This is a genomic window from Anaerocolumna cellulosilytica (assembly GCF_014218335.1).
GTDB lineage: Bacteria > Bacillota > Clostridia > Lachnospirales > Lachnospiraceae > Anaerocolumna > Anaerocolumna cellulosilytica.
This window is the reverse complement of record NZ_AP023367.1, coordinates 617,345-640,799: the sequence shown is the minus strand read 5'-3', so window position 1 is coordinate 640,799 and position 23,455 is coordinate 617,345. Positions and strand designations below refer to the sequence as shown.

Annotated in this window: 21 protein-coding genes, 1 pseudogene and 1 other annotated feature; of the genes and pseudogenes, 2 read left to right on the top strand and 20 right to left on the bottom strand. The window is 37.3% G+C overall.

Annotation, left to right across the window (positions count from 1 at the left end; all coding sequences use genetic code 11):
* Positions 1–4 precede the first annotated feature (4 nt).
* The 8 genes from rpmI to sfsA form a co-directional block, all read right to left on the bottom strand.
* On the bottom strand, positions 5–202 hold the full coding sequence (rpmI, locus tag acsn021_RS02900) for a 50S ribosomal protein L35 (RefSeq protein ID WP_184092577.1): 198 nt from the start codon (positions 200–202) through the stop codon (positions 5–7).
* A gap of 170 nt (positions 203–372) precedes the next feature.
* Entirely contained in the window at positions 373–867 is a 495-nt protein-coding gene (gene infC / locus acsn021_RS02895; protein WP_184092578.1) for a translation initiation factor IF-3, read from the bottom strand.
* Between the two features lie 425 nt (positions 868–1,292).
* On the bottom strand, positions 1,293–2,882 hold the full coding sequence (locus acsn021_RS02890; RefSeq protein WP_184092579.1) for a peptide chain release factor 3: 1,590 nt from the start codon (positions 2,880–2,882) through the stop codon (positions 1,293–1,295).
* A gap of 252 nt (positions 2,883–3,134) precedes the next feature.
* Positions 3,135–3,419, bottom strand: a complete 285-nt coding sequence (locus acsn021_RS02885; protein ID WP_184092580.1) for a putative quinol monooxygenase — start codon at positions 3,417–3,419, stop codon at positions 3,135–3,137.
* Positions 3,420–3,461: 42 nt separating this feature from the next.
* Positions 3,462–5,414, bottom strand: a complete 1,953-nt coding sequence (gene thrS / locus acsn021_RS02880; protein WP_184092581.1) for a threonine--tRNA ligase — start codon at positions 5,412–5,414, stop codon at positions 3,462–3,464.
* 216 nt (positions 5,415–5,630) lie between these two features.
* Positions 5,631–5,835 (bottom strand) — a binding site (T-box leader).
* 109 nt (positions 5,836–5,944) lie between these two features.
* A complete protein-coding gene (locus tag acsn021_RS02875) occupies positions 5,945–7,165 on the bottom strand; it encodes a glycosyltransferase family 4 protein (RefSeq protein WP_184092582.1) in 1,221 nt (406 codons plus the stop codon).
* Positions 7,166–7,368: 203 nt separating this feature from the next.
* Positions 7,369–7,761: a bacteriohemerythrin gene (locus acsn021_RS02870; RefSeq protein WP_184092583.1), complete on the bottom strand. Its 393-nt coding sequence runs from the start codon at positions 7,759–7,761 to the stop codon at positions 7,369–7,371.
* 68 nt (positions 7,762–7,829) lie between these two features.
* Entirely contained in the window at positions 7,830–8,510 is a 681-nt protein-coding gene (gene sfsA, locus acsn021_RS02865; RefSeq protein WP_184092584.1) for a DNA/RNA nuclease SfsA, read from the bottom strand.
* A 299-nt stretch (positions 8,511–8,809) separates the two neighbouring features.
* On the opposite strand from sfsA, the gene acsn021_RS02860 reads away from it, so the two are divergent.
* On the top strand, positions 8,810–9,109 hold the full coding sequence (locus acsn021_RS02860; protein WP_184092585.1) for a hypothetical protein: 300 nt from the start codon (positions 8,810–8,812) through the stop codon (positions 9,107–9,109).
* 92 nt (positions 9,110–9,201) lie between these two features.
* On the opposite strand, the gene acsn021_RS02855 is transcribed toward acsn021_RS02860, so the two are convergent.
* The 11 genes from acsn021_RS02855 to acsn021_RS02805 form a co-directional block, all read right to left on the bottom strand.
* Complete coding sequence (locus acsn021_RS02855) at positions 9,202–9,999, bottom strand: ZIP family metal transporter (RefSeq protein WP_184092586.1); 798 nt, start codon at positions 9,997–9,999, stop codon at positions 9,202–9,204.
* 56 nt (positions 10,000–10,055) lie between these two features.
* Positions 10,056–10,970: a hypothetical protein gene (locus acsn021_RS02850; RefSeq protein WP_184092587.1), complete on the bottom strand. Its 915-nt coding sequence runs from the start codon at positions 10,968–10,970 to the stop codon at positions 10,056–10,058.
* A 1-nt stretch (position 10,971) separates the two neighbouring features.
* The gene (locus acsn021_RS02845) at positions 10,972–11,487 is read right to left on the bottom strand and encodes a sigma-70 family RNA polymerase sigma factor (protein WP_184092588.1); all 516 of its coding nucleotides are present in this window, start codon (positions 11,485–11,487) and stop codon (positions 10,972–10,974) included.
* A 178-nt stretch (positions 11,488–11,665) separates the two neighbouring features.
* Positions 11,666–12,451: a Cof-type HAD-IIB family hydrolase gene (locus acsn021_RS02840; RefSeq protein ID WP_184092589.1), complete on the bottom strand. Its 786-nt coding sequence runs from the start codon at positions 12,449–12,451 to the stop codon at positions 11,666–11,668.
* 33 nt (positions 12,452–12,484) lie between these two features.
* Positions 12,485–14,239, bottom strand: coding sequence for an ABC transporter ATP-binding protein (locus acsn021_RS02835; protein WP_184092590.1), 1,755 nt, complete (start codon positions 14,237–14,239; stop codon positions 12,485–12,487).
* A 299-nt stretch (positions 14,240–14,538) separates the two neighbouring features.
* Positions 14,539–15,513, bottom strand: a complete 975-nt coding sequence (gene pfkA / locus acsn021_RS02830; protein WP_184092591.1) for a 6-phosphofructokinase — start codon at positions 15,511–15,513, stop codon at positions 14,539–14,541.
* 36 nt (positions 15,514–15,549) lie between these two features.
* Positions 15,550–19,038: a DNA polymerase III subunit alpha gene (locus tag acsn021_RS02825; RefSeq protein ID WP_184092592.1), complete on the bottom strand. Its 3,489-nt coding sequence runs from the start codon at positions 19,036–19,038 to the stop codon at positions 15,550–15,552.
* A gap of 240 nt (positions 19,039–19,278) precedes the next feature.
* Positions 19,279–19,626: a phage holin family protein gene (locus tag acsn021_RS02820; protein WP_184092593.1), complete on the bottom strand. Its 348-nt coding sequence runs from the start codon at positions 19,624–19,626 to the stop codon at positions 19,279–19,281.
* A gap of 53 nt (positions 19,627–19,679) precedes the next feature.
* On the bottom strand, positions 19,680–19,859 hold the full coding sequence (locus tag acsn021_RS02815; protein ID WP_184092594.1) for a hypothetical protein: 180 nt from the start codon (positions 19,857–19,859) through the stop codon (positions 19,680–19,682).
* A 15-nt stretch (positions 19,860–19,874) separates the two neighbouring features.
* Positions 19,875–20,330 (bottom strand): SHOCT-like domain-containing protein, encoded by a 456-nt coding sequence (locus tag acsn021_RS02810; protein WP_184092595.1) that lies wholly within the window; start codon positions 20,328–20,330, stop codon positions 19,875–19,877.
* 45 nt (positions 20,331–20,375) lie between these two features.
* Positions 20,376–20,765, bottom strand: a complete 390-nt coding sequence (locus acsn021_RS02805) for a DUF2089 domain-containing protein (RefSeq protein ID WP_184092596.1) — start codon at positions 20,763–20,765, stop codon at positions 20,376–20,378.
* A gap of 411 nt (positions 20,766–21,176) precedes the next feature.
* Here acsn021_RS02805 and acsn021_RS02800 point away from each other — a divergent pair.
* A pseudogene (locus acsn021_RS02800) lies at positions 21,177–21,825 on the top strand (response regulator transcription factor).
* 92 nt (positions 21,826–21,917) lie between these two features.
* Here acsn021_RS02800 and acsn021_RS02795 read toward each other — a convergent pair.
* Complete coding sequence (locus tag acsn021_RS02795) at positions 21,918–23,411, bottom strand: polysaccharide deacetylase family protein (RefSeq protein WP_184092597.1); 1,494 nt, start codon at positions 23,409–23,411, stop codon at positions 21,918–21,920.
* Positions 23,412–23,455: the final 44 nt, after the last annotated feature.

Below are 23,455 nucleotides of genomic sequence, written 5' to 3'. Positions count from 1 at the left end.
TATCTTATAGATATGGCATAATTTTCTTCATATTCTTTAATTTTGTTGCATCAATTAAAGTAGCTTTTCTAAGATTTCTCTTTCTCTTAGTTGACTTCTTTGTTAAGATGTGGCTCTTATAAGCCTTCATTCTTTTTAACTGGCCTGTACCTGTTTTTTTGAAGCGCTTTGCTGCTGATCTGTTAGTTTTAATCTTAGGCATGATATTTCCTCCTTAATCATGATACAGTAAGACTGTATAACTGGTTGTCCCACTGTCTTATTTTATTATTATGACACCTGCAAAATCCGCCATAGTGCACTGTAAACCAGGGCAAAAGCCCAGGTTTAGCCTACAAGACGTTCAGTGTCACGGATATTTACAAAGTGTTATTAACGTTTTTCCGTCAAATACATAATCATACTTCTGCCTTCTAATTTTGCTGGCTTCTCAACGACTGCAACATCCTCAAGCTTTGCAAAGAAATTATCTAAAATTTGTCTACTGGAAGATATGTGAGCCATTTCCCTACCACGGAAACGTAGAGTAACTTTTACCTTATCACCTTTTGTGATAAACTTTCTTGCATTGTTTGCCTTAGTATTTAAGTCATTGTCATCGATATTTGGTGATAAACGAATTTCCTTAACTTCGGTAATTTTTTGTTTCTTCTTCGCTTCTTTGTCTTTTCTTGCTAACTCATATCTGTACTTACCATAGTCAATGATTTTGCATACAGGTGGTTTAGCTGTGGGTGCGATTTTAACCAAGTCAAGATTTGCATCTTTTGCAAGCTTTAAAGCATCCTTAACAAGCATAATTCCTAACTGTTCGCCCTCTTCTCCAATTAAACGTATTTCTTTGTCTCTAATCTGCTCATTAATCATTAAATCACTAATAGTACTGCACCTCCATAGGTTTGTTCTTGCATTTTTACATTATTTATGACATAAAAAAGTGGATAGCAAAGACCATCCACATAAAATTTCTTCGATTCCTCATTGAACTATCCAATAAGTACTTCTATGTACTGCAAAAGCGGTACATAGTGGAAATTATTAACCAAAGTCACAAATCAGTGCTAAGGTGAGAGTGGACACTCTGCTTTGTTGTTATCGTTGAATCATCATATGCTACAATAAAACAGCCATGATTCACAAGCTTTATTATTGTAGCACATATAAGTTCGTATGTCAATATCTTATGTTTTTATTTTTAATTTATTTTTATGTTTTTATTTTTAATTTATTTTATTATTAAAAAGCATATTGTTATTAAAAGTTTTAAGGTGGCTCCCTTTCTAGGGTATACCTTACTCTTTACCGAATTCAGATAGTTTCAATTCTTTGTTCCTATCTAAAACCGTCTGAATACTCCAGTTGTGTACAAACAATAACAGCGGATTGCCTTTTAAATCCTTAACCTTTTTAGTATCAGAGGTAACACTTAATTTACTTATATCAATGCCTTTATTCTCAATCCATCGAATATATTCATAAGCTAAGGGCTCTAAACGGATTTCTACACCGTATTCAGATTCCAGACGGAATTTTAATACGTCGAATTGAAGAACACCTACTACTCCAACAATAATTTCTTCCATACCGGTATTAAATTCCTGGAATATTTGTATGGCACCTTCCTGGGCGATCTGAGACACACCTTTTAAAAACTGTTTTCGTTTCATTGTATCTACCTGTCTTACCTTAGCAAAATGCTCCGGCGAAAAAGTAGGTATACCCTCATAGCAGAATTTTTTATCAGTGGAACACAGAGTATCACCAATAGAAAAGATACCTGGGTCGAATACACCGATAATATCACCGGCATAGGCCTCTTCCACTATCTTTCTCTCTTGTGCCATTAACTGCTGAGGCTGAGACAACCTTAGTTTTTTCCCTCCTTGGACATGATTCACTTCCATTCCGGCTTCAAATTTACCGGAACAGATTCTCATAAAAGCGATTCTGTCCCTATGAGCTTTATTCATATTTGCTTGAATTTTAAATACAAAGGCTGAAAATTCATTGGTAGCAGGGTCAATTACACCTTCTGTTGTATTTCTTGGCAAAGGAGTCGTTGTCATAGAAAGAAAATGCTTTAAAAAGGTTTCTACACCAAAATTAGTTAAAGCAGAACCAAAAAATACCGGCGTTAATTTACCGCCTCGTACTGCTTCTAAATCAAATTCACTGCTGGCACCATCAAGTAATTCAATTTCCTCTGAAAGTATCCCATGCTGCTCTTTTCCGATTAAGGCATCCAGACTTTCATCTCCTAACTCCACTTCAACAGTATCCACTTCCTTTTGCCCATTATTAGCCGCATAAAAACGGGTAATGTGCTTTGTCTCCCTATCATAAACCCCTTTGAAATTCTTACCGGAGCCAATTGGCCAGTTGATAGGACAGGTTCTGATACCAAGTACTGTCTCGATATCATCCAAAAGTTCATAGGTATCTCTTGCCTCTCTATCCATCTTATTAATAAAGGTGAATATAGGTATATTTCTCATGACACATACCTTAAACAATTTCTTTGTCTGGTTCTCTACACCTTTTGAAGCGTCAATAACCATGACCGCAGAGTCTGCCGCCATTAACGTACGGTAGGTGTCTTCGGAGAAGTCCTGATGTCCCGGTGTATCCAGAATATTGATACAATAATCTCCATAATTAAATTGCATAACAGAGGAGGTAACAGAAATACCACGTTGCTTTTCTATCTCCATCCAGTCAGATACTGCATGTCTGTCCGTCTTTTTCCCCTTAACCGAACCTGCAAGATTAATTGCCCCTCCATATAATAATAGTTTTTCCGTCAGAGTTGTTTTACCTGCATCGGGATGGGATATGATTGCAAAGGTACGTCTTTTATTTATCTCTTTTGAATAATCAGCCAAAATAATTCCTCCAAACCATTTCATTCATTTCGTTTATTTTAATGATAACTTTTCAAATGTTATACCTAACTTACAAAATAACTATCAAAACTAATTCATAATATAATAAAAAAACATCAATTGTCAAGGTTTATTACAGATGAGATTAATTATAGTGTTTCTTCATTTTGAGTGAGTAAGGAATCCTGTCATACTTCCTAGAAATAAGAAAGACAGCCATTTTTTATTGACTGTCTTTCAACTACTGTTTATTTAAAAAGATTTCATCAGCAAGGCCGTACCTTCTTTGTACTGATACTGGTCTATCATTGGCACAAGTCGGGTAAAATGCTCCGAAGCACAATGTGCGTCCAACGCCTGACGATCAACCCATTCTTCGATAAAGATGAAATGTGTTTTGTCCTCTTCATCAACAAATAGATTGTACTCAACACATCCAGGCTCTTTCTTTGTAGCTGCCAACAATTCAGCATACATAGGTACAACCACATCAAGATATTCCTCTTTGATAAAATCCTCTGCAATTACTTTTAACATCTTAATTGCTCCTTTGTAAAAGATTCCACTTATCTTGAAAGATTACTGTTCCACTTCTACCTTTTTAATTTCTTTGGTTTTTATTTCTTTGCTGATTTCATCAATGAAAGTCTCTAAGGATTTCTGTCCTTCATCACCAAGATAACGGCTTCTTACAGATACCAATCCTTCTTCTTCCTCTTTCTGCCCGACTACCAGCATATAAGGTACTCTGTTAAGTCTTGTTTCACGAATCTTGTAACCTATCTTTTCTGCTCTTTCGTCCACGGAACAGCGAATTCCGTTTGCTGCTAATTCAGCTTCAACCTTCTTAGCATAGTCGTGATATTTTTCTGATATAGGTAATACTCTTACCTGTTCCGGACATAACCAGGTTGGGAATAATCCAGCGTATTTTTCAATTAACCAGGCAAGTGTTCTTTCATAACATCCCATACTTGTTCTGTGGATGATATATGGGCGAACCTTTTCACCATTCTGATCAATATAGTACATATCAAACTGCTCAGCGATGATAGCATCCCATTGAATAGTAATCATAGTATCTTCTTTGCCATATACATTCTTTGCCTGAATATCTACTTTAGGACCATAAAAGGCAGCTTCACCATCTGCTTCTGTAAATGGAATATCAAGCTCCTGTAATACCTTACGGATTCTCCCCTGTGTTTCTTCCCAAATTTCTTCTGTACCAATATATTTTTCCTTATTCGTAGGATCCCATTTTGACAAACGGTAAGTTACATCTTCTTCAAGACCTAATGTCTTTAAGCAATATCTTGCTAAGTCCAGACAGCCTTTAAATTCAGCATCCATCTGATCCGGTCTTACAATTAAGTGCCCTTCGGAAATGGTGAACTGGCGGACACGCGTTAAACCGTGCATTTCGCCGGAGTCCTCATTACGAAACAGGGTAGAAGTTTCGCCATAACGCAGCGGCAGGTCACGGTAGGATTTCTGGCTTGCCTTGTATACATAATACTGGAATGGACAAGTCATTGGACGAAGCGCAAATACTTCTTTATCCTTCTCTTCATCACCAAGTACAAACATGCCTTCCTTGTAATGATCCCAGTGACCGGATATTTTATACAGATCACTTTTTGCCATCAAAGGAGTCTTCGTTCTAACATAGCCTCTTCTTTCCTCTTCGTCTTCAATCCATCTTTGTAATGTTTGAATAATCTTTACGCCATTGGGCATTAACAGTGGAAGCCCCTGACCAATTACGTCAACCGTTGTAAAGAGTTCCATTTCACGTCCCAGCTTGTTGTGGTCACGTTTTTTTATATCTTCCAGATGAGCCAGATATTCATCCAAATCTGCATTTTTTGTGAAGGCAGTACCATATACTCTGGTTAACATTTTATTCTTCTCACTGCCTCTCCAGTAAGCGCCGGAGGACGAAATTAATTTGATAGCTTTAATGCCTTTTGTACTCATTAAATGAGGACCTGCACATAAATCTACGAATTCACCCTGTCTGTAGAAGGATATGATAGAATCTTCCGGGAGATCACGAATTAATTCCACCTTGTAAGGCTCTTCTTTTTCTTCCATCAGCTTAATGGCTTCTGCTCTTGAAAGTGTGAATTTTTCAAGCTCAGCACCCTCTTTGATGATTTTCTTCATTTCTTTTTCCAAAGCATCTAAAGCGGTTCTGTCAAATGGCTCCACATCAAAATCATAGTAAAACCCAGTATCAATGGAAGGTCCAATTGCTAGTTTTGCCTGAGGATACAGACGTTTAACAGCCTCTGCAAGCACATGGGAAGTTGTATGTCTGTAAGCTGCCTTACCGGCATCATCATTAAAGGTTACTATATTTAATTCGCAGTCTTGCGTCACTACGGTTCGTAAATCCACCACTTCTCCATTTATTTCACCTGCGCAAGCCATTCTTGCCAAGCCTTCACTGATATCTTTCGCAATATCAATAACACTCATTGCAGCAGAATATTCTTTTACTGACCCATCTTTTAGTGTAATCTTCATAAAATACACCTTATTCCTTTCTTAATTTGTAATAGCTAGATTTAGAGAATTGATAGCATCCCATATGCATGACTGGTATCCTTCTCAGTTTCTTTTTATATAATAGAACATTCACAGGAAGAGTAAATTATATAAAAAAAGCCCATCCCTTTCGTAATGTTAGCAAATGTTGTAAACATCCTGCATATTATGCGGACTGTTTATTGTTAACATTACGAAAGGGACGAGCGTATATACTCGCGGTTCCACCCTAATTGGAATAAAATTCTCATTCCCAGCTCATTGGACGATAACGGAATCACCGGACCGGATTGGGGCCACTCAGAGGTAGTTTTCAGACGTTTCCGGATGGGACATTCTCAGCCTTTCATATCCCTCTCTGTAACTTTTCACACCTTACTCATCTCATCAACGTATTATGGTTTCTTGATAGTTTTCATTATAGCATTCTCTCACTCATTGTCAAGTACTGTTTTTTCCATAACGCTTTAGAGTATATGGTTTATTCCATATTATTACTTTCTTTAAAGCTATACTCGAAAAAGATTATGAATTTTTTTGGCTTCATTCGCTGCTCTTTGTTCAGAGATTGGTCCTCTTCTCATTACTTCTTCATAAACTTTCTGTACATTCCGAGCAAATTCTTCGGTAGAGAATTTGCGCATTTTAGCAATCGCATTCTCACTATAAGGTATATCATCGGTAGAAAGCAAAATCTTATCCAGACCTTTTATCAGCTCTTCTTTATTCGTAAAATCATATCCGTTATGCCCATTTATTAAAATATCATCTAGACATTTATCTTGTCTGGCTACTACCGGCAGCCCTGCTGCCATAGCTTCTATATAGGTTAGTCCTTGTGTCTCACTGCGTGAAGCACTGACAAATACATCCCCAATTTGATAGTACAGTCCTATTTTATCCCATGGTTTTGGTCCTGCAAATAGTATCCTGTCTGCAAGTCCCATTTCTACTGTTCGATTCTTCAACCGCTCCATCTCCGGCCCGCCTCCTATAATCAGAAAACGAATCTCCGGTCTGGTATGCATATAATCTGGCATAGCCTCTATTATTTCTGCGATATTTTTCTCCTTGGAAATTCTGCCTATATACAGTAAAACCTTATCTTCTTTGCCTATACCACATTCGTATCTAGCCTGCAATACTTCTTCTGGGGTATAAAGTTCCGGGTTGAATTTTTTTAAGTCAACTCCCGTCGGAATGACTGATATATCCTTAGATACACTATATTGAAGCAGTAGTTCTTTTACCTTATCTGTTGGAACTATCACCTGCTCTACCGTGTTGCAGCATATCTTGGTAAAAACCCGCACAAAAGCTTTGGCTCTTTTATCTAGAGGTTTAAAATGTGTTACATAATGCGTGTAATCTTCATAAATGGTATGGTACGTATGAATCATGGGTATCTTTAATTCTTTGGCCATTATTCTCCCAAAAATGCCTAAAGAAAATTCTGTGTGGGTATGGATAATATCAAGATTTAGTTTTTTTATGAGTGAAGCCAGTTTCTGCTGATAAAACAAACCAATTCTGCGTTCTGTGATTAATATACAGGGCAGACTTGGCACTCGGAATACATTATGCTCATATTCTGGTGCTCCGGGCGTGGTAGTGGTAAATACATAAACCGTGTGTCCGATTTCCTCCAATTCCCTTTTTAGCATATATACCGAAGTAGCTACACCGTTGATTTCAGGATAATATGTTTCAGTAAATAAACCGATATTCAATGACACCTCTCCTTTTTCCTATTATACATTTTAGACAATTGCAAAACGCTACTTTTTGAGGTTTAAGTAGACGAAACCTCGAAATAAAGGTGACTTGCCACCACATCAGAACCTGTTTTTGATGATTTTAACTGTTCTGACACATAACATAACCGTTTCGCAGTTGCCTAATTATACACTCGCTGTACTCTATCTAGGCTTTCTTAATTTCCTTTAATCATCTTATCTTTTTCCAGAATGTGATGTACCAGCCAGTCGCTTAAGAATTCCAGCAATTCTAAGAGTGTTTCTGCCTGATTATGATCCATTTGGTCAAAATCAATTGCTTCCAGCTTCTGAATAAAGTCATCATGTTCAATTTTATGAGATAAGAATTTTTTATATTTTAAACTTTGCATATAGGCTTCCTCATCTGCAAAGTGCTTTTTGGCATAATCTTTCAGCCTTGTTATGATTGCCACAATGTTATCAAACTTATCAGGTAAAAATTCATCCTTTAATACTTCATAGGCCTCATTTGCTATATTGAATAATTCTTCATGGTCTCCATCAATAAAAGCTATGCCTGTGTAATATTCCGTCTTCATCTCGTACATAGTATTTCCTCTTTTCCTTTCTGGTATCAAATTCTGTGTTCTTTTTATCCTGCAAGTTTGTGTCAATCTTAAAGTAGTACAGGAACTGATTTATTAAGTTCCATACTGTCTTCATGAATAATACAATCCATAGCAAGTATGTTCACCCCTTGTTTTTCCGCTTCTTTAAGAGCTTCACCGAACTCCGGATGCGTACGGTAATTGGGCTTAAACAGTTTCACTTTGTCCATCTGTATTACAAATAGAACATATGCCTCATATCCTTCCTTAACGCTACGACATAGCTCTTTGATATGCTTGATACCTCTTTCTGTGGGCGCATCAGGAAACATGACAACATCATTTTCTTCCAGTGTAACTCCTTTAACTTCCATAAAAATCTTTTTTTCAGAGGTTTCAATATAAAAGTCAAATCTGGAATCTCCATACGTTTTTTCCGGTTTAACAGACACAACATCTTCTAGGAATTCACCTCTTAAAAGCCATTCATGCACTGCTTTATTTGGAGCCTGAGAGTCCATATTAATCAGACGTTCTCCTTTCCTTACACCGATTAACGAGAAATCAGTTTTCCTATCGGGATTATCTGATTTTTCAACATACACAGTTACACCTGGTATTAGTAATTCTTTGCACCGGCCTGTATTCTTTACATGGCAGGTCGTTACGGTTCCTTCCACTTCCACCTTTGCGATAAAACGATTGGGCCTGGAAAGGAAAATTCCGCTTTTTATTTCTCTATATTTCATTCCTCTCTGCCTTTCTAATTCACTGCAAATGGTCTTATCTTATCTGATCATTGGTGTATAGATTATACCATTTCTATATTTTCATAGCAATATGTTTCCATTGGTATTTGACAGTTTTTCACCAAATATTTTATATTAGTTTATTAAGTTTTTGGTAAAACTTAAGATAAGTTTTACTTTATTTTTAAAGTACTATGGCTTATAATGAAAGTAAGAATATTTTTTAGAAGTTATTCCCTTATATGTATAAAAATTAGCAGTTACAGCATATACTGTTAAACGAAAGGAAGTATGTTAAAATGAAGAAGTTTGGAAAGTTTTTATTTGGCACTGTATCTATCGCGACCCTCGCATGTGGTGCTTATTATCTGTACAAAAACCTGGTGAATAAGGACTCTTCTGATGACTTTGACGATTTTGAAGATGAATTTGAAGACTTTGACGCAGAGGACGAAGATACTACAGATTCTGATAAAAAGGACACAAGGGAATATGTATCAATCAACATAACCTCAGAAGATTCGAATCAGGAATCGGTTGAGGAAGAGGTAGCGAAAGCTGCTGAAACCACTGATGATACAGAAGACCCTACTGAATAAGTAAAAAAACAGCCCCATTAACTTATAGTTATTGGTGCTGTTTTTATTTTGCTCCTGCAAAGTATTCCGTTATTCCCGACATTCATAGAATACTATCCTAATGCAATATCGAGTAAGGTCATAACCATAAACCCTATCATAGTTCCAAGGGTCGCAGAGTGCCCATACAGATGTGAATCATTCTGGGATTCAGGAATCAATTCCTCAACAACTACAAAAATCATTGCACCGGCTGCAAAAGCCAGAGCATATGGCAGTATCCAGCTGATTGAGCTTGCCAGCCAGGCTCCTATAACTGCTGCTATAGGTTCTACGATACCGGAGGCCTGCCCATACATAAAACTGCGCATTCTGGATTGCCCGTCTCGGCGAAGCGGTATGGATACTGCTGCCCCTTCGGGAAAGTTTTGAAGTCCGATACCTATTGCCAGTATAACTGCACTAGCAAGGGTAGCCGTTTTGGCACTACCTATGGTACCAAAGGCAACACCATAGGACAACCCTTCCGGTATGTTATGGAGTGTTATAGCAGTTACCAATAATATACTTCTTCTAATAGCTGCTTTTTTCACACCACTTCTACCCTTAGGCTCATCTTCCACATGATGTACATGAGGAAAAAACCGATCTGCTGCGTATAAAAACAGCCCTCCAAGTCCAAAGCCGCCGACTACGGGCAGCCAAGGCAATGGTGTACTCTCACTGAGTTCCAGAGCTGGCAGTAACAGGGACCAGAAAGATGCCGCTATCATGACGCCTGAGGCAAAGCCCAGCATCAAATTTAAGGTTTTAGGCTTAATTTCTTTAAAAAAGAATACCATCGCTGCACCGGCAGCCGTCATACCCCAAGTAAACAAGCCTCCTAATAATGCCATTAAAACCGGGTTCATTTTTCAATTATCCTCCTGTTAAATGTAATAAACACTTTTCTTTCGTACTGTTTATTTTACTCCAAGGAGCTAAATAATTCATCTACTTTTTTAATAAATCCATCCCAATCCTTCAAATTATAGAAATAATCCGCCTTTAGAGAATCTGCTTCGTGACGGACTGAAAGACCTTCTTTAAAGGTAAGTGTTATCTTCTGGTCATCTGCGGTTACAATCTCAGCTTTATACCATATGGGTACATCCTTTTCTTGGGATGTACCATTTTGAATGTTCTCCTTTACTGATTCTTCATTTGATTTGTACTCAGTAAACTCATACTGGTCAAGAAAAGTATAGAAAGCTTCCAGTGCATCACCAGTTAATGTAAGCGTCTTATCCTCTCCGGAATCTTTCGTTAAGGTAAATTTCTTAATTTTTTCGTAATTTTCAACCGGAAAGAGCTGTGAAAACGTGAGTGCTTCACTCATGGCATAGCCCTTATCTGTCTTTTCCGGTGCAGAAATACTATCAAGTGTAATCTTTTCCTCCTCCGAAACAGAACTCTCTGCTATAATGTCTGACTCCGATTGCTTAGCGCTCAAATCTGCCCCAGAAGAGTCTGCTGTAGAATATATCGAAACACCTTCCTCCGGCATACTTGCTTCATTATTGGAACTAGATTCATTCATTGATTTATATCCATTACCTATGTTTAGGGTACCAACTTTAACCAGTGCTGTTCCAACTACCACCACCAGTAACACAGCTGCTGCCGCACTGACATACCTACGCATAGGTATTACTTTTTTCTTTTGTACTTCCGTATTTGTTATTTCTTCAGCTTCACTGTCCTGAATCTTTTTTAATGTTCTGGCAATTAAATCTTCAGAAACTGATATCTTTTCCATATCAAATGAGGCATTTAGATGGTCTTTTATATTCAGGTCATCCTTGCCGTTTGGAAAGTCATTCTTGTTATTTTTATTTTCCACCTTAAATCCTCCCTTCAAGGCTAAGCTTTAGCTTATCTTTTGCTCTGGATAATCGGCTTTTCACTGTGCCCTCTGCAAGCTGCAAGGCCTTTGCAGTCTCACCAATAGACATTTCGTGAAAATAGACACACAATAAAACATCTTTGTATTTATCCGGCAGTCTCATAACTGCTTGCCGAATGAGGCTATTCTCCTGCTTTTGTTCTACAGCTGTAAAATCGTCCTCTCCTGCCAAAGTGTTTTCCTGCTGTTCCGTAAAGGGTGAAACCCTTTGGTTCCATGCACTTTTTAGATAATCTTTACAAGTATTAATAGTAATACGTATAATCCATGTTTTAATACTGCTGCTCCCTTGAAAGGTACTTAGTTTCTGGTTTACTTTGATGAACACATCCTGGAAAATGTCTTCTGCCAAATGACTATCCTTGACATACATATACGCAGTCCGTAGAACGTCATTACCATAATTCCGAATTAGTGTTTCAATGTCGTAAACCTCCTGGTTTTCCTCGTACATTGATAACTTCCCCCTATATGCTATTTAGCGGTAATTCCGGTTCATCTCCTGTCCTTCCGCCTGCACGTTAAGTTCACCCATCGAATCAGTTGCAGCATTCGTTTACTATCAACTATTAGACGATGGTTATTACAGAATGGTTCCAACATAATGGCCATTCCTTAGAGTATATCCCTGCCTATATGAGTCCAAACTCCTTTAATCCATAAAAAATTCCATTTTCCATTATAGATTTTGTCTTATAACGTGCCTTCTTCAATACTTCCGGATAACTATTGCCCATGGCTATTCCATAATTTACATATTCAAGCATCTCAATATCATTGGTACTGTCTCCGAAAGCATATGTATCTTTTCTGTCCCTGTCCAGATAAGATAGCAGATATTCAATACCGGTTGCCTTTGTATAACCAAGAGGAACCAGCTCAACGAATTTTCCGCTTTGATGCCATATTAAGTGAAATTTTTCTTTTATTTTTGGAAGAATTGCTTCCATGCTATTACTTTTAGGAATATGACAGGTAATTTTATTTAACCGGTAATCACCGAATTCTAATGCTCGCATATCAATACCAATACGATTCAATTCATTTTTAACCATTTCATATTCCTTACTCTGGTCGCTGCCATCATAATACACATATTCAGGCCCTTCTACAATGAATTTTATACCATTTTCTTTTAGAAGTGCTAGTATATCTTTTGCAAAGTCTGCTCCTTCTACTTTGTGGTGAATAATGTGGCTTTTATACTCTACATAGGTACCCGCACCTGCTACGATTCCAGAAAAGCCAAGGTTTTTAATATTCTCTGGTATGATTGCCTTCGTCCTGCCGGTACAGATAATAGCCATATGCCCATTCTGGGTTAATAGTTTCAAGGCTTCTTTTGTTGATTCCGGTACACCTATTACCGGGTCATATAAAGTTCCATCAATATCAAAGAATACAATTTTACTTTCCATTAATGCCTCGCTTTCTGATTGTATCTATACCGGTTATGCTAGTCCCGGCTCTCCGTTCTGAGTTAGTTTATAAAGACTTGCATATACACCGTCTTTCTCAAGCAGTTCCTGATGATTACCACGTTCTTTAATACCTTCCTCCGTTAACACAATGATGTTTTTGGCATTACGAATGGTAGAAAGTCTATGAGCAATTACAAACGTAGTTCTATTTTTTGCCAACTTCTCCAGAGATTCCTGAACCACCTTTTCACTTTCATTATCCAGTGCTGAGGTTGCTTCATCAAAGATAAGTATCGGAGGGTTTTTAAGGAATACTCTGGCTATACTGATACGCTGTTTCTGCCCTCCTGATAACTTCACACCTCTTTGTCCGATATAGGTGTTATAACCGTCAGGCAGTTCCATGATAAACGCATGGGCATTGGCATTCTTTGCAGCTTCAATAATTTCTTCATCCGTTGCTTCTAATTTACCATAGCGTATATTTTCAAGTACTGTACCTGCAAAAAGGTATACATCCTGTTGTACAATACCGATGTTTTTACGCAAAGAACGTAATTTGATATCACGGATATCAATACCATCTAATAAAATCTTTCCGGTGTTTACTTCATAAAACCTTGGAATTAAACTGCACAGAGTTGTCTTACCTACGCCAGAAGACCCTACCAGCGCCAAATAATCTCCTGCTTCTACCTTAAGATTAATATCGCGAAATACATCCGCCTTTGTATCAATATATTTAAAGGATACATCTTGAAATTCAATTTGACCCTTTACCTCTTTTAATGCAACCGCATCCTTTTTATCGGTAATATCCGGTTGAATCTCCATAATTTCCATAAAACGATCAAATCCGGTGATACCATTCTGGAACTGTTCGGTAAAGTTAATCAATTTACGCACTGGTTCAATAATCGTATTAATATAGAGTAAGAACGTTAGCAAGTCGCTTAAAACAATAATGTCATTCAGCATAAATATAGTTCCGCCAAGGATTACCGCAACATTAATTAAACTGGTAAAAAGTCCAAGTCCGGAATGGAAGGTCGCCATTTGCCAATAACTGTTACGTTTACTTTCTACGAATTTGAGATTACCGTCATGAAATTTATCCATTTCTTTATTTTCATTGGCAAAGGATTTAACAACACGGATACCGGATAAATTATCTTCAATCTGAGCATTGATTTCTGCAATTCGCTCCCTGTTTTTACGAAAGGCACGATTCATACGGTTCTTCATGTAGTAAGCAAATATAAACATAATCGGTATAAATGCAAACACAATCAGGGTAATAGGGAGATTTATGTTAATTAAGATAACAAATGCACCTACGAATTTTATGATAGATATTACTATATCTTCCGGACCGTGATGGCTCAATTCAGTTATATCAAAAAGATCATTGGTTATTCTTGTCATTAACTGGCCGGTTTTCTGATTATCATAAAAATTAAAGGATAGTTTCTGGTAATGCTCGAATATGTCATTTCTCATGTCATATTCCATTCTTGCCCCCATTACATGTCCCTGATAGGATATGTAAAAGTTACTTACCAATTCAATAATAGCCAGGCCTATCATTAGCAATCCTAGCTTTATAATCGTGTCAAAGGCTTCACTAAGCTCATAATTCACAAGTAAATCACTGGTAATATACCTTACAATCAGAGGATATACTAAGGATACTCCTGCTGCTAGCAAGGCAAAAAACATATCTGTCAGAAACAGTCCCATGTAGGGCTTATAGTAGGATAAAAATTTCTTAAATTTATTACTCATGTCAACCTCTTTCTAATGAATGATAGTTAAATTGTATCTTCCGTACCGTTTTCTTAAAGGCGTTGTTACTGGCTATAACAACTTATTCGTTTCTTCAATCAGTATCCTATCACGAACAATATCTTTCCCTGAAAGGTAAAAAAAGCCTGACCACAGCTAAGGCACTTATGACACATAAGCGCTACTAAGGTCAGGCTCCTCGCTTCATTGCATGAATGACTTATTTTAAAGATACTTGTACTATTACATAATATCTTGTTTTGAAGAAATGGTATTTGTAGAGATATTAATCATGTTCATTATCTAGATAACTTTCTTGCCATTTCAAACATGTATTGATCCACATCTTTGGTCATTGCAAGAGCTTCTTGTATATCATAATTTACAAATTTTCCATCTCTGTAACCTACGACACGATTACTTTCTCCCTGGCATAATAAATCAACAGAGATAGCACCCATTGTGGACGCGTATACCCTGTCTTTACAAGTAGGACTTCCGCCTCTTTGAATATGTCCAATGATAGTAGCTCTGGATTCCATGCCGGTAGCATCCTCAATTCGTTTAGCCAATCCGTAAGAATCACCAATACCTTCTGCATTTACGATAATATGATGTTTCTTGCCGACCTTTCTTTTTTCAATGATATTATTGATAATACGCTGTTCATCGTGGTCATATCTTTCAGTAATCAGTATGTCCTCAGCACCATTAGCAATACCACACCATAGAGCGATGTAGCCTGCATTTCTTCCCATAACCTCAATAATACTGCATCTTTCATGAGATGTTGAAGTATCCCTTACCTTATCAATGGATTCCATAGCTGTATTAACTGCTGTGTCAAATCCTATGGTATAATCTGTGCATGCAATATCCAAATCAATGGTACCTGGTAAAGCTACCGTATTGATTCCACGTTCTGCAAGCCTGGCTGCACCCTGGAAAGAACCGTCTCCTCCAATAACAACCAATCCGTCAATGCCGTGCTTTCTGCAAATCTCAGCACCCTTGTCCTGACCCTCTTTTGTCATGAACTCCTTACATCTTGCTGTGTAAAGTATGGTACCGCCTCTTTGGATAATATCTGCAACACTTTTGGCGTCCATATCAACAATATCTTCTTCCAGCAATCCGCTATACCCTCTGCGGATTCCCTTTACTGCAATACCGTTAGCTAAAGCAGTCCTGACAACTGCTCTGATTGCAGCATTCATTCCCGGTGCATCACCACCACTGGTAAGTATACCGATTGTCTTGATTTCCTTTGCCATAACGTTCACCTCCAAGAAAACTAAATCCTTATTATTTTAATCCTTTTTTCTGGCTTTTTCAATACTCTTTTCCACCACTTTGATATTTGCCTCACCATAGGTTTTCTTTAGCTTATCCAGGAGTTCTATATCTGCCTTAATACTTTTGCTTTTAGGCAGGTGTTTTATTGCTTTTTCACATTCCAAAAATATACAAACGCTATCTTCTCCGTCATAATCACTTAAAATTTGATATAGGTTTTGTTCATCTTCTACAAATCTTTGCTTGTCTGGATATTTTATCCAGACTTCTTTTTGAATATGATCAAAGGGAATAATTTCTTGACATATCAGCTTTGCAGCCTTTTCTTCTTCTACCGTTATTTTTCCTCTTACCAGTATCTTATTATCCTCGGACAGAAAGATTTTATACTTTTCGTAATCTCTTGGAAATATGATTATCTCTACTGCTCCAACCATGTCTTCTAAAGTAATAAACGCCATCATGGTATTGTTTCTGGTCGTCTTAATGGTTTTTTGGGAAATCATTCCTCCCACTGTTGCTGTATCACCATCCTTTACCTTTACCTCGTTGGTTTCCTCATCCATTGCAAAATCCAGAGTTGTTGCAGTAATGTTCTTTTTCATCAGTTCTTCATAAGCTTCCAAGGGATGCCCGCTTACATAGATACCTAGTACTTCTTTTTCAAAGCTTAACTTCTGCTCCATGGTATATTCACCTACATCCGGAAGATTTATTTCATAATCCGCCGCCTCTTTTTCCCCTGCGAAGTCAAAAAGACTTAATTGTCCGGTCAGGTTTTTCTTCTTATTTTGTGCTATATCATCTAGTATCTGTACATATACCATCATTAATTGTTTTCTGGTACCCGAAAGACTGTCAAAAGCACCGGACTTTATAAAACTTTCAACCGTTCGTTTATTTACTTCTTTACCAGAGAGCCTCTCTGCAAAATCGTTCAGACTAGTGAATCTGCCATTGAGTTCTCTTTCTCTTACTACAGCATCAATTACCGGTCTTCCCAAACCTTTAATAGCTGATAATCCATACCGTATTGCACCCTCTGAAACAGAGAAGGTGCTATAGCCTTCATTGATATCGGGAGGTAATATTTTAATTCCCATTTGACGGCAGGTAAAGATATATTCGGCAACCTTACCCGGATTATCAATAACAGAAGTCATTAACGCTGCCATAAACTCAATGGGATAGTAACATTTTAAATATGCCGTTTGATAAGCTACCACTGCATAAGCTGCTGCATGGGACTTATTAAAGGCATACTTTGCAAAATCCGTCATCTCATCAAAAATATGGTTGGCTACCTTTTCAGAAATTCCGTTTTTCATACAACCTAGAACGCCTTCCTCTTCATTACCATATACAAAGTTATGGCGTTCCTTTTCCATTACAGAAGCCTTTTTCTTAGACATGGCACGGCGTACCAAATCGCTTCTTCCGTAGCTGTAACCTGCCAAATCACGCACAATCTGCATAACCTGTTCCTGGTATACGATACAGCCATAGGTAGGCGATAATATGGGTTCTAACTGGGGACAGTCATATTGTATCTGTCCGGCTTCATTCTTACCTCTTACATACTTTGGAATAAAGTCCATGGGACCCGGACGATATAGGGAGATACCCGCGATAATATCCTCCATTCCTCTTGGTTTTAGTTCCTTCATGAAGCTTTTCATACCGGCACTTTCTAACTGAAAAATTCCTTCTGTCTTGCCAGAGGCAATAAGTGTATACACTTCTTTATCAGAATAATCAATTTTATTAATATCAAGTATCTCACTGTCATTTCGTTTTCGATTGATTAAACGTACGGCGTTTTGGATAACCGTAAGTGTTCTTAAACCTAAGAAGTCCATTTTTAAAAGCCCAAGTTCCTCTAAGATGGTCATTGTAAACTGGGTTGTAACGGATTCATCAGAAGCCCTTGACACCGGTACATATTCCATAACAGGCGCTTTACTAATAACAACTCCTGCCGCATGCATTGAGGTGTGACGGGGAAGTCCCTCAAGCCGCATGGACATATCAATTAAATATTTAATCTCTTCATCCTCATGATAAAGAGTTCGTAATTCTGCATTCTGCTTTAAAGCCTTTTCTATTGTAATTCCAAGTTCTGTAGGTATCATTTTGGCCACGGTGTCCACTCTGGCATAACCTAAATCCAAAACACGTCCAACATCACGGATAACCGCTCTTGCAGCCATCGTTCCGAAGGTTACTATCTGCACCACCCGGTCTTTACCGTACTTTTCCACTACATAATCAATGACTTCCTGTCTTCGTTCGAAGCAGAAGTCAATATCAATATCCGGCATAGTAAGTCTTTCGGGGTTTAAGAAACGCTCAAACAGGAGGTTATACTTAATTGGATCAATATTGGTAATGCCTAGCGAATACGATACAAGACTGCCGGCAGCGCTGCCCCTTCCGGGTCCTACCATAATATCATTGTCTCTGGCGTACTTTATAAAATCTCCAACAATTAGGAAGTAATCAACAAACCCCATACTTCTTATCGTTTCGATTTCATAGTCTAAACGTTCTAATAACTCCTTTGAAGGATTGGGATATCTTTCTTTAAGCCCGTCCCGGCAAAGTTTTTGCAAATATTCAAGTGCTGTAAAGCTTGCCGGTACATCAAATTTAGGCAGCTTATACTCTCCGAATTCTATCTCTACGTTACAGCGCATGGCTATCTTATGGGTATTGTTAAGAGCCTCCAGAGCGTAAGGGAAAAGACTTTGCATCTCTTTTGGAGATTTAATAAAGTACTGCCCCCCCTCATAACGCATACGGTTTTCATCTGTCACCTTTTTTTGGGTCTGAATGCATAAGAGAATGTCATGTGAGGTAGCATCGCTATCTAGAGTATAGTGAACATCATTGGTAGCTACAAGAGGTATCCCTGTCTCCTCGTTCATGCGAAGCAAGCCTTGATTTACCGTATTTTGTTCAGGAATTCCATGGTCTTGGAGTTCTAAGAAGAAATTGTTATCTCCAAAGATATCTCTGAGATTTAAAGCAGCTTTTTTTCCTTCTTCATAAAAGCCTTTTCTTAAATTACTAGCTACTTCTCCCCCAAGACAAGCACTTAAGGCAATAATTCCTTCACTGTAACTTCTTAATACCTCAAAATCAACTCTTGGTTTATAATAAAAGCCTTCCAAAAAACCCAAAGACACAATCTTCATCAGATTGGCATATCCCGTATTATTTTCTGCAAGCAACACCAGATGATAATATCTGTCGTCGGACGAATTAGCCTCCCGGTCAAACCTGGAACCTGGTGCTACGTAGACTTCGCAACCAATAATCGGCCTGATTCCCTCTGATAGACAGGTTCTGTAAAAGTCTATAACTCCATACATGACACCATGATCTGTTATTGCCATACTGTCCATTCCGAGTTCTTTCACTCTGGCTACCATTTCTCGAATCTTACCGGAACCATCCAGTAAACTGTATTCTGTATGTAAATGTAAATGAGTAAAATTCATATGAACCTAAACCTTTCAACTTTTAAATGTCACCGTTATACTATCTGCTTAAGACAAATCTAACAGCAACACACTCGCAGTTCTCTATAGTAATTTCTATTTACTATCATAACATATTTTAACTAGGTCAACAATAACTTATGGCGAATACCTATTAGGTATATATAAAAAAAGAACCGCTGTTCTCAACGTCTTATGAGATACAGCGATTCTTGTAAAGTAAAGATGCTTTTTCCAACTCTATTTTGATGGTTGTAGAATATCCTTTAATAAATGTTGTATTACTACAATCACCAAGGCAGCCAGTAGTGAATTAAAAAATCCTCCCATACTGATTCCATATACAAAATGGTCTGCAATCATAATCGTCCAGGCATTCACAATGAAGCCAAATAAGCCCAGTGTCATAACATTAAACGGTAATGTAATCAGCAGAAGTATCGGCTTTAATACCAGATTCACGATTAAAAGTACAACTCCCATTATCAATAAAGCATCGGTTTCATAAATCATTATCGTATCTACCGCCATAGAAAGTATATAGATAGATATGACAATGGATAAATATTTTACTGCCAATTTTATCATAATAAACTCCCATCTATGCACTAGTGCAAACTTAGGCTACACTTGCGCACACTTTATTTCACTTCTATAACTATCTTCACCTTATCAATAGATATATCTACTAAATTATAAGCCTCTCCTACAGACATGAATTCTAGTAGTTTTACACCAGCGTCAAGTAATATCTTTCTTGCCGGGACTGATATGGTATGGTATGCTCCCTTTGAAAAAAAGATACCTGTAACTGCAGCCATATCAGTCGAACTCCTCTATTCCACATAAATCTTAACCTTTACTGTTGTATTATGACTATCATCCCAGACTTCCACATCAACAATATTCGGGTCTTCTATTGTTCCATTTAATACTTCCTCAATAATCTTACCAAAGTCAATGTCATTAATGTTGATTCCTTTGCTTTCCATCTGTCTTCTGGCATCCTCCGGAATCATGGTTTGTAAGCGTCCTGCAACGCTGCCAACCGCTGATATAAGTTTTATTGGTACATTCACATTGACATTAACTGAATTATTATCAGAAGTTACCTTAACTTTTAAATACTTATATTTCTTCCTGGAGGATACAACAGCTGTCTGAGCACTATTATGATTTATTTCCTGCTCTGTTTCATTTGTTCCTTTTAAGGCCTCTAAAAGTTCCATTCCCTCTACCGCTGATATCTGTCCTTTTTCTATCATCTCTAAAATTTTATGCTGTTCACTCATAGTTAGCTCCCATCTGCGACCTTTGACCGCAACTAATCATTCAACCTACAAACTTTTAATCTTCTCTGTTGCCTCTTTAGCAGTAATCTCACCTTTCGACAACTGTTCCAGAATTTCATTTTTTAATGTATCTTTGACTTCCTTCTCTTTGATACTTTCTTTTGACACAAGCTCATATCCCAATGCCTTAATTACAGAATCCAGCTTTCCTCTTACTGTTGGATAGGATATTCCCATTTCTTTTTCCACGTCTTTAATGCTTCCTCGGCATTTAATAAATATTTTAACAAATTCTAAGTCATCTTCCGGTAAGCGGCAAAATTCACAGGGCTGGAAATCTCCTTCAATGGTCGTAGAGCATTTGGGACATCCCAATTTTGTAATAGATAGTTTTTCACCACATACTGGGCATTTTCCAGGTGCTTTATATTTCAAATTCTACACTTCCTTTTTTGGATATTTTCTATATATTATACTATATACCACATAATTAATATTGTCAATATCATTATTAATATATTTAATTTTTTAATTAATATAATTAATTTGTTTATTAATATATTTATTATTCGAATTTATTTTCATCTTTTCTATGTCGCACAGATATAATGTAACCTATGACAGTAATTCATATATATTACAGCTTACATTTCTATCCTGTGTATATTCTGATACTCTAAAACTGTTTAAATACTGCGAAGCACCATTCTATTGGACAATAGTTTATCTTGTATATTTTATTAATACAAAATATAATAAAGAAATATTTAAAAAAATCTTGTAAGGAAGAGGAAATATAGGGTGGAAAAGATACTGCTAATTGAAGATGACATAGAAATATGTGAAATGATAAAACAATTCTTTATACATGAAGGCTTTGATTTAATAGAGGCACATAATGGTGAAGCAGGATACAAAATATTTGGTGAAGATTCGTTTGACCTTGTATTACTGGATATAATGCTGCAAAAACTAGACGGTTTTAATGTCATACAAAGAATCCGCACAAATAGTTCCCTCCCCATTCTTATCCTTTCGGCTCGTGATAGTGAATTCGATAAAGTTTCCGGTCTCTCTATGGGTAGCAGATGACTATATTACAAAACCATTTTCAATGGCTGAGCTAATGGCAAGAGTCAACTCTAACTTAAGGCGCTCTAAACAATATTCTAACATGACTGACAATCCAAAAAACGAAGAGATAAGAGTAGGAGACATCCTATTAAATGTTGATGAATTTTGTGTAATTAAAAAGGACACCGTCATCGAGTTGACAGCAAAAGAGTTTGAAATATTAAAACTTTTAATGTTAAATCCAAAGCGTGTATATACAAAAGCACAGATCTATAACCTTGTTTGGAATGATGATTATTTGGGAGATGAAAATACTGTAAATGTCCAAATTAGCAGATTGAGAAACAAAATCGAGGATAATCCCAAAAATCCTCAATATATTAAAACTGTTTGGGGCATTGGTTATAAGCTGGGAGTTTAGTTACTCCTGATTTTAACGTGTACCTTTGATTTAATGTGATCAGACAGAAAAGCCGTAGGATTTACATCATCCTACGGCAATCTTTAACCTCTTTACTTTAATGCAGGACGTATAGATTCTACTACTGAATCCACGTCGAATAAATCTTTTAGTCTCTCTGGGAACTGAAGCATCGCCTGACCATCTAATGGCCTTCTGGTCATTCTTACATAGTCATCTTTTATATGAATCCAGGGCTTACTATAAACACCACAAAAATAATCAAAACCAAGTCCTTTCAAATACTCATATTTATCACTTTCATAAAGTCCCATAGTTGTTTCAATATCTATACCGTAAGGAAAGATATATACATCGGTAGGTCCAATTAAAGACCCTACTTCCTCCATCCAGCGGTCACTATCTTTTTTAGTAAAACTATAGGTTGCCTTCCCCATATCTCTGTGTCCATAGCTGTGGGAAGCAAATTCCCAGCCCTGCTCTTTCATTGCCTGAACTATCTTTTTCACCGTCTCCTTATCTTCTTCAAAGGTTGGTGAAGTTGAATCATTGGTACGGTAACCTAAAGAACCTTCATAACCGGTTAAGGCAATCAGCCCCTTAGCTCCTTTATAAGAAAAGTCTGGATGTTTCTCTATAAAAGCATCTAAAAGCGGAATCATATCATAGTCTCCGACGGATACCGTTCCATCATCCATAAGCATTTCATTCTTAGGCTTTCCATTTTCATCCAGCACAACTCTGGTGGCAAAACCATCACCTGTCATATACTCGTAATAATTCACATCATCCTGTGAGATTACAAAAGGCTTTTTATCCTTTGGCAGCATAATATCACCCGGTACATATTTAACCGATCCATCCTCTAAAGTAGTCTTTTTTGCTACATCGTGGATACTGACAAGAACATATCCTGCATCGTACATTTGCTGCATCATCTCATTAAACTCTTTAGTTGTCGTCATATAATAGTTGTAACCATTGGAATCATAGTCCCCGTCAAATGCCTTCGCCGTATCAGCAACCAATATATGAAAGAATACATGACTGATTTCATCCGGTGAATCGTAAGCTCCAAATGGATCTAGTTCTGCCATCTTTGCCTCATAACCTGCAATAGCTTCTGTAAGCTTTGGATACTCTACATACTTGTCTCCAAATTCTTTGATTCTGCCAATTGCACCTTCATAATCATAACGCATTGCTAACAGGTCTGCTTGGGCAAGGAGCTCTTCCGCCTTCTTGTCATTTTCCTCTTTTTCTGTAGATTGTCCGTCATTTCCACCCGGCTCCTGATTCGTATTATTATCAGTATTGGTTCCGCCGGTATTATTATTTCCGGCATTATTAGTTCCTGAATTATTACTTCCGGTATTATTGGTCTGACTCTGATCCGTTGTCTGGCTGTTATTAACCCCTCTGTTTCGATTGGTTATGAAAACAACATACCCAATTACTAAGACGAATATTACTAACGCCTCTATAATCAACAGCGTTCGCATCTTATATCTTTTAACTTTTCTATCATTGGTATCCGACATATAAAAACTGTTTCCCTGATCATGCTTTCGTTCATTCTTGCTCATAGTCATACTCCTGATTTGATACTATTGTTAGTTCCATGTACTAT

Bases quoted from the DNA above. Each gene is read 5' to 3' on its own strand.
- acsn021_RS02815 (WP_184092594.1), bottom strand. From the start codon at position 19,859: ATGGCTGCAGTTACAGGTATCTTTTTTTCAAAGGGAGCATACCATACC.
- acsn021_RS02870 (WP_184092583.1), bottom strand. From the start codon at position 7,761: ATGTACGAGATGAAGACGGAATATTACACAGGCATAGCTTTTATTGAT.
- acsn021_RS02845 (WP_184092588.1), bottom strand. From the start codon at position 11,487: ATGTACGAGGAAAACCAGGAGGTTTACGACATTGAAACACTAATTCGG.
- acsn021_RS02835 (WP_184092590.1), bottom strand. From the start codon at position 14,239: ATGAGTAATAAATTTAAGAAATTTTTATCCTACTATAAGCCCTACATG.
- acsn021_RS02840 (WP_184092589.1), bottom strand. From the start codon at position 12,451: ATGGAAAGTAAAATTGTATTCTTTGATATTGATGGAACTTTATATGAC.
- acsn021_RS02795 (WP_184092597.1), bottom strand. From the start codon at position 23,411: ATGAGCAAGAATGAACGAAAGCATGATCAGGGAAACAGTTTTTATATG.
- acsn021_RS02820 (WP_184092593.1), bottom strand. From the start codon at position 19,626: ATGATAAAATTGGCAGTAAAATATTTATCCATTGTCATATCTATCTAT.
- rpmI (WP_184092577.1), bottom strand. From the start codon at position 202: ATGCCTAAGATTAAAACTAACAGATCAGCAGCAAAGCGCTTCAAAAAA.
- pfkA (WP_184092591.1), bottom strand. From the start codon at position 15,513: ATGGCAAAGGAAATCAAGACAATCGGTATACTTACCAGTGGTGGTGAT.
- acsn021_RS02855 (WP_184092586.1), bottom strand. From the start codon at position 9,999: ATGAACCCGGTTTTAATGGCATTATTAGGAGGCTTGTTTACTTGGGGT.
- acsn021_RS02885 (WP_184092580.1), bottom strand. From the start codon at position 3,419: ATGTTAAAAGTAATTGCAGAGGATTTTATCAAAGAGGAATATCTTGAT.
- acsn021_RS02825 (WP_184092592.1), bottom strand. From the start codon at position 19,038: ATGAATTTTACTCATTTACATTTACATACAGAATACAGTTTACTGGAT.
- acsn021_RS02810 (WP_184092595.1), bottom strand. From the start codon at position 20,330: ATGAGTGAACAGCATAAAATTTTAGAGATGATAGAAAAAGGACAGATA.
- thrS (WP_184092581.1), bottom strand. From the start codon at position 5,414: ATGAAGATTACACTAAAAGATGGGTCAGTAAAAGAATATTCTGCTGCA.
- sfsA (WP_184092584.1), bottom strand. From the start codon at position 8,510: ATGAAATATAGAGAAATAAAAAGCGGAATTTTCCTTTCCAGGCCCAAT.
- acsn021_RS02860 (WP_184092585.1), top strand. From the start codon at position 8,810: ATGAAGAAGTTTGGAAAGTTTTTATTTGGCACTGTATCTATCGCGACC.
- infC (WP_184092578.1), bottom strand. From the start codon at position 867: ATGATTAATGAGCAGATTAGAGACAAAGAAATACGTTTAATTGGAGAA.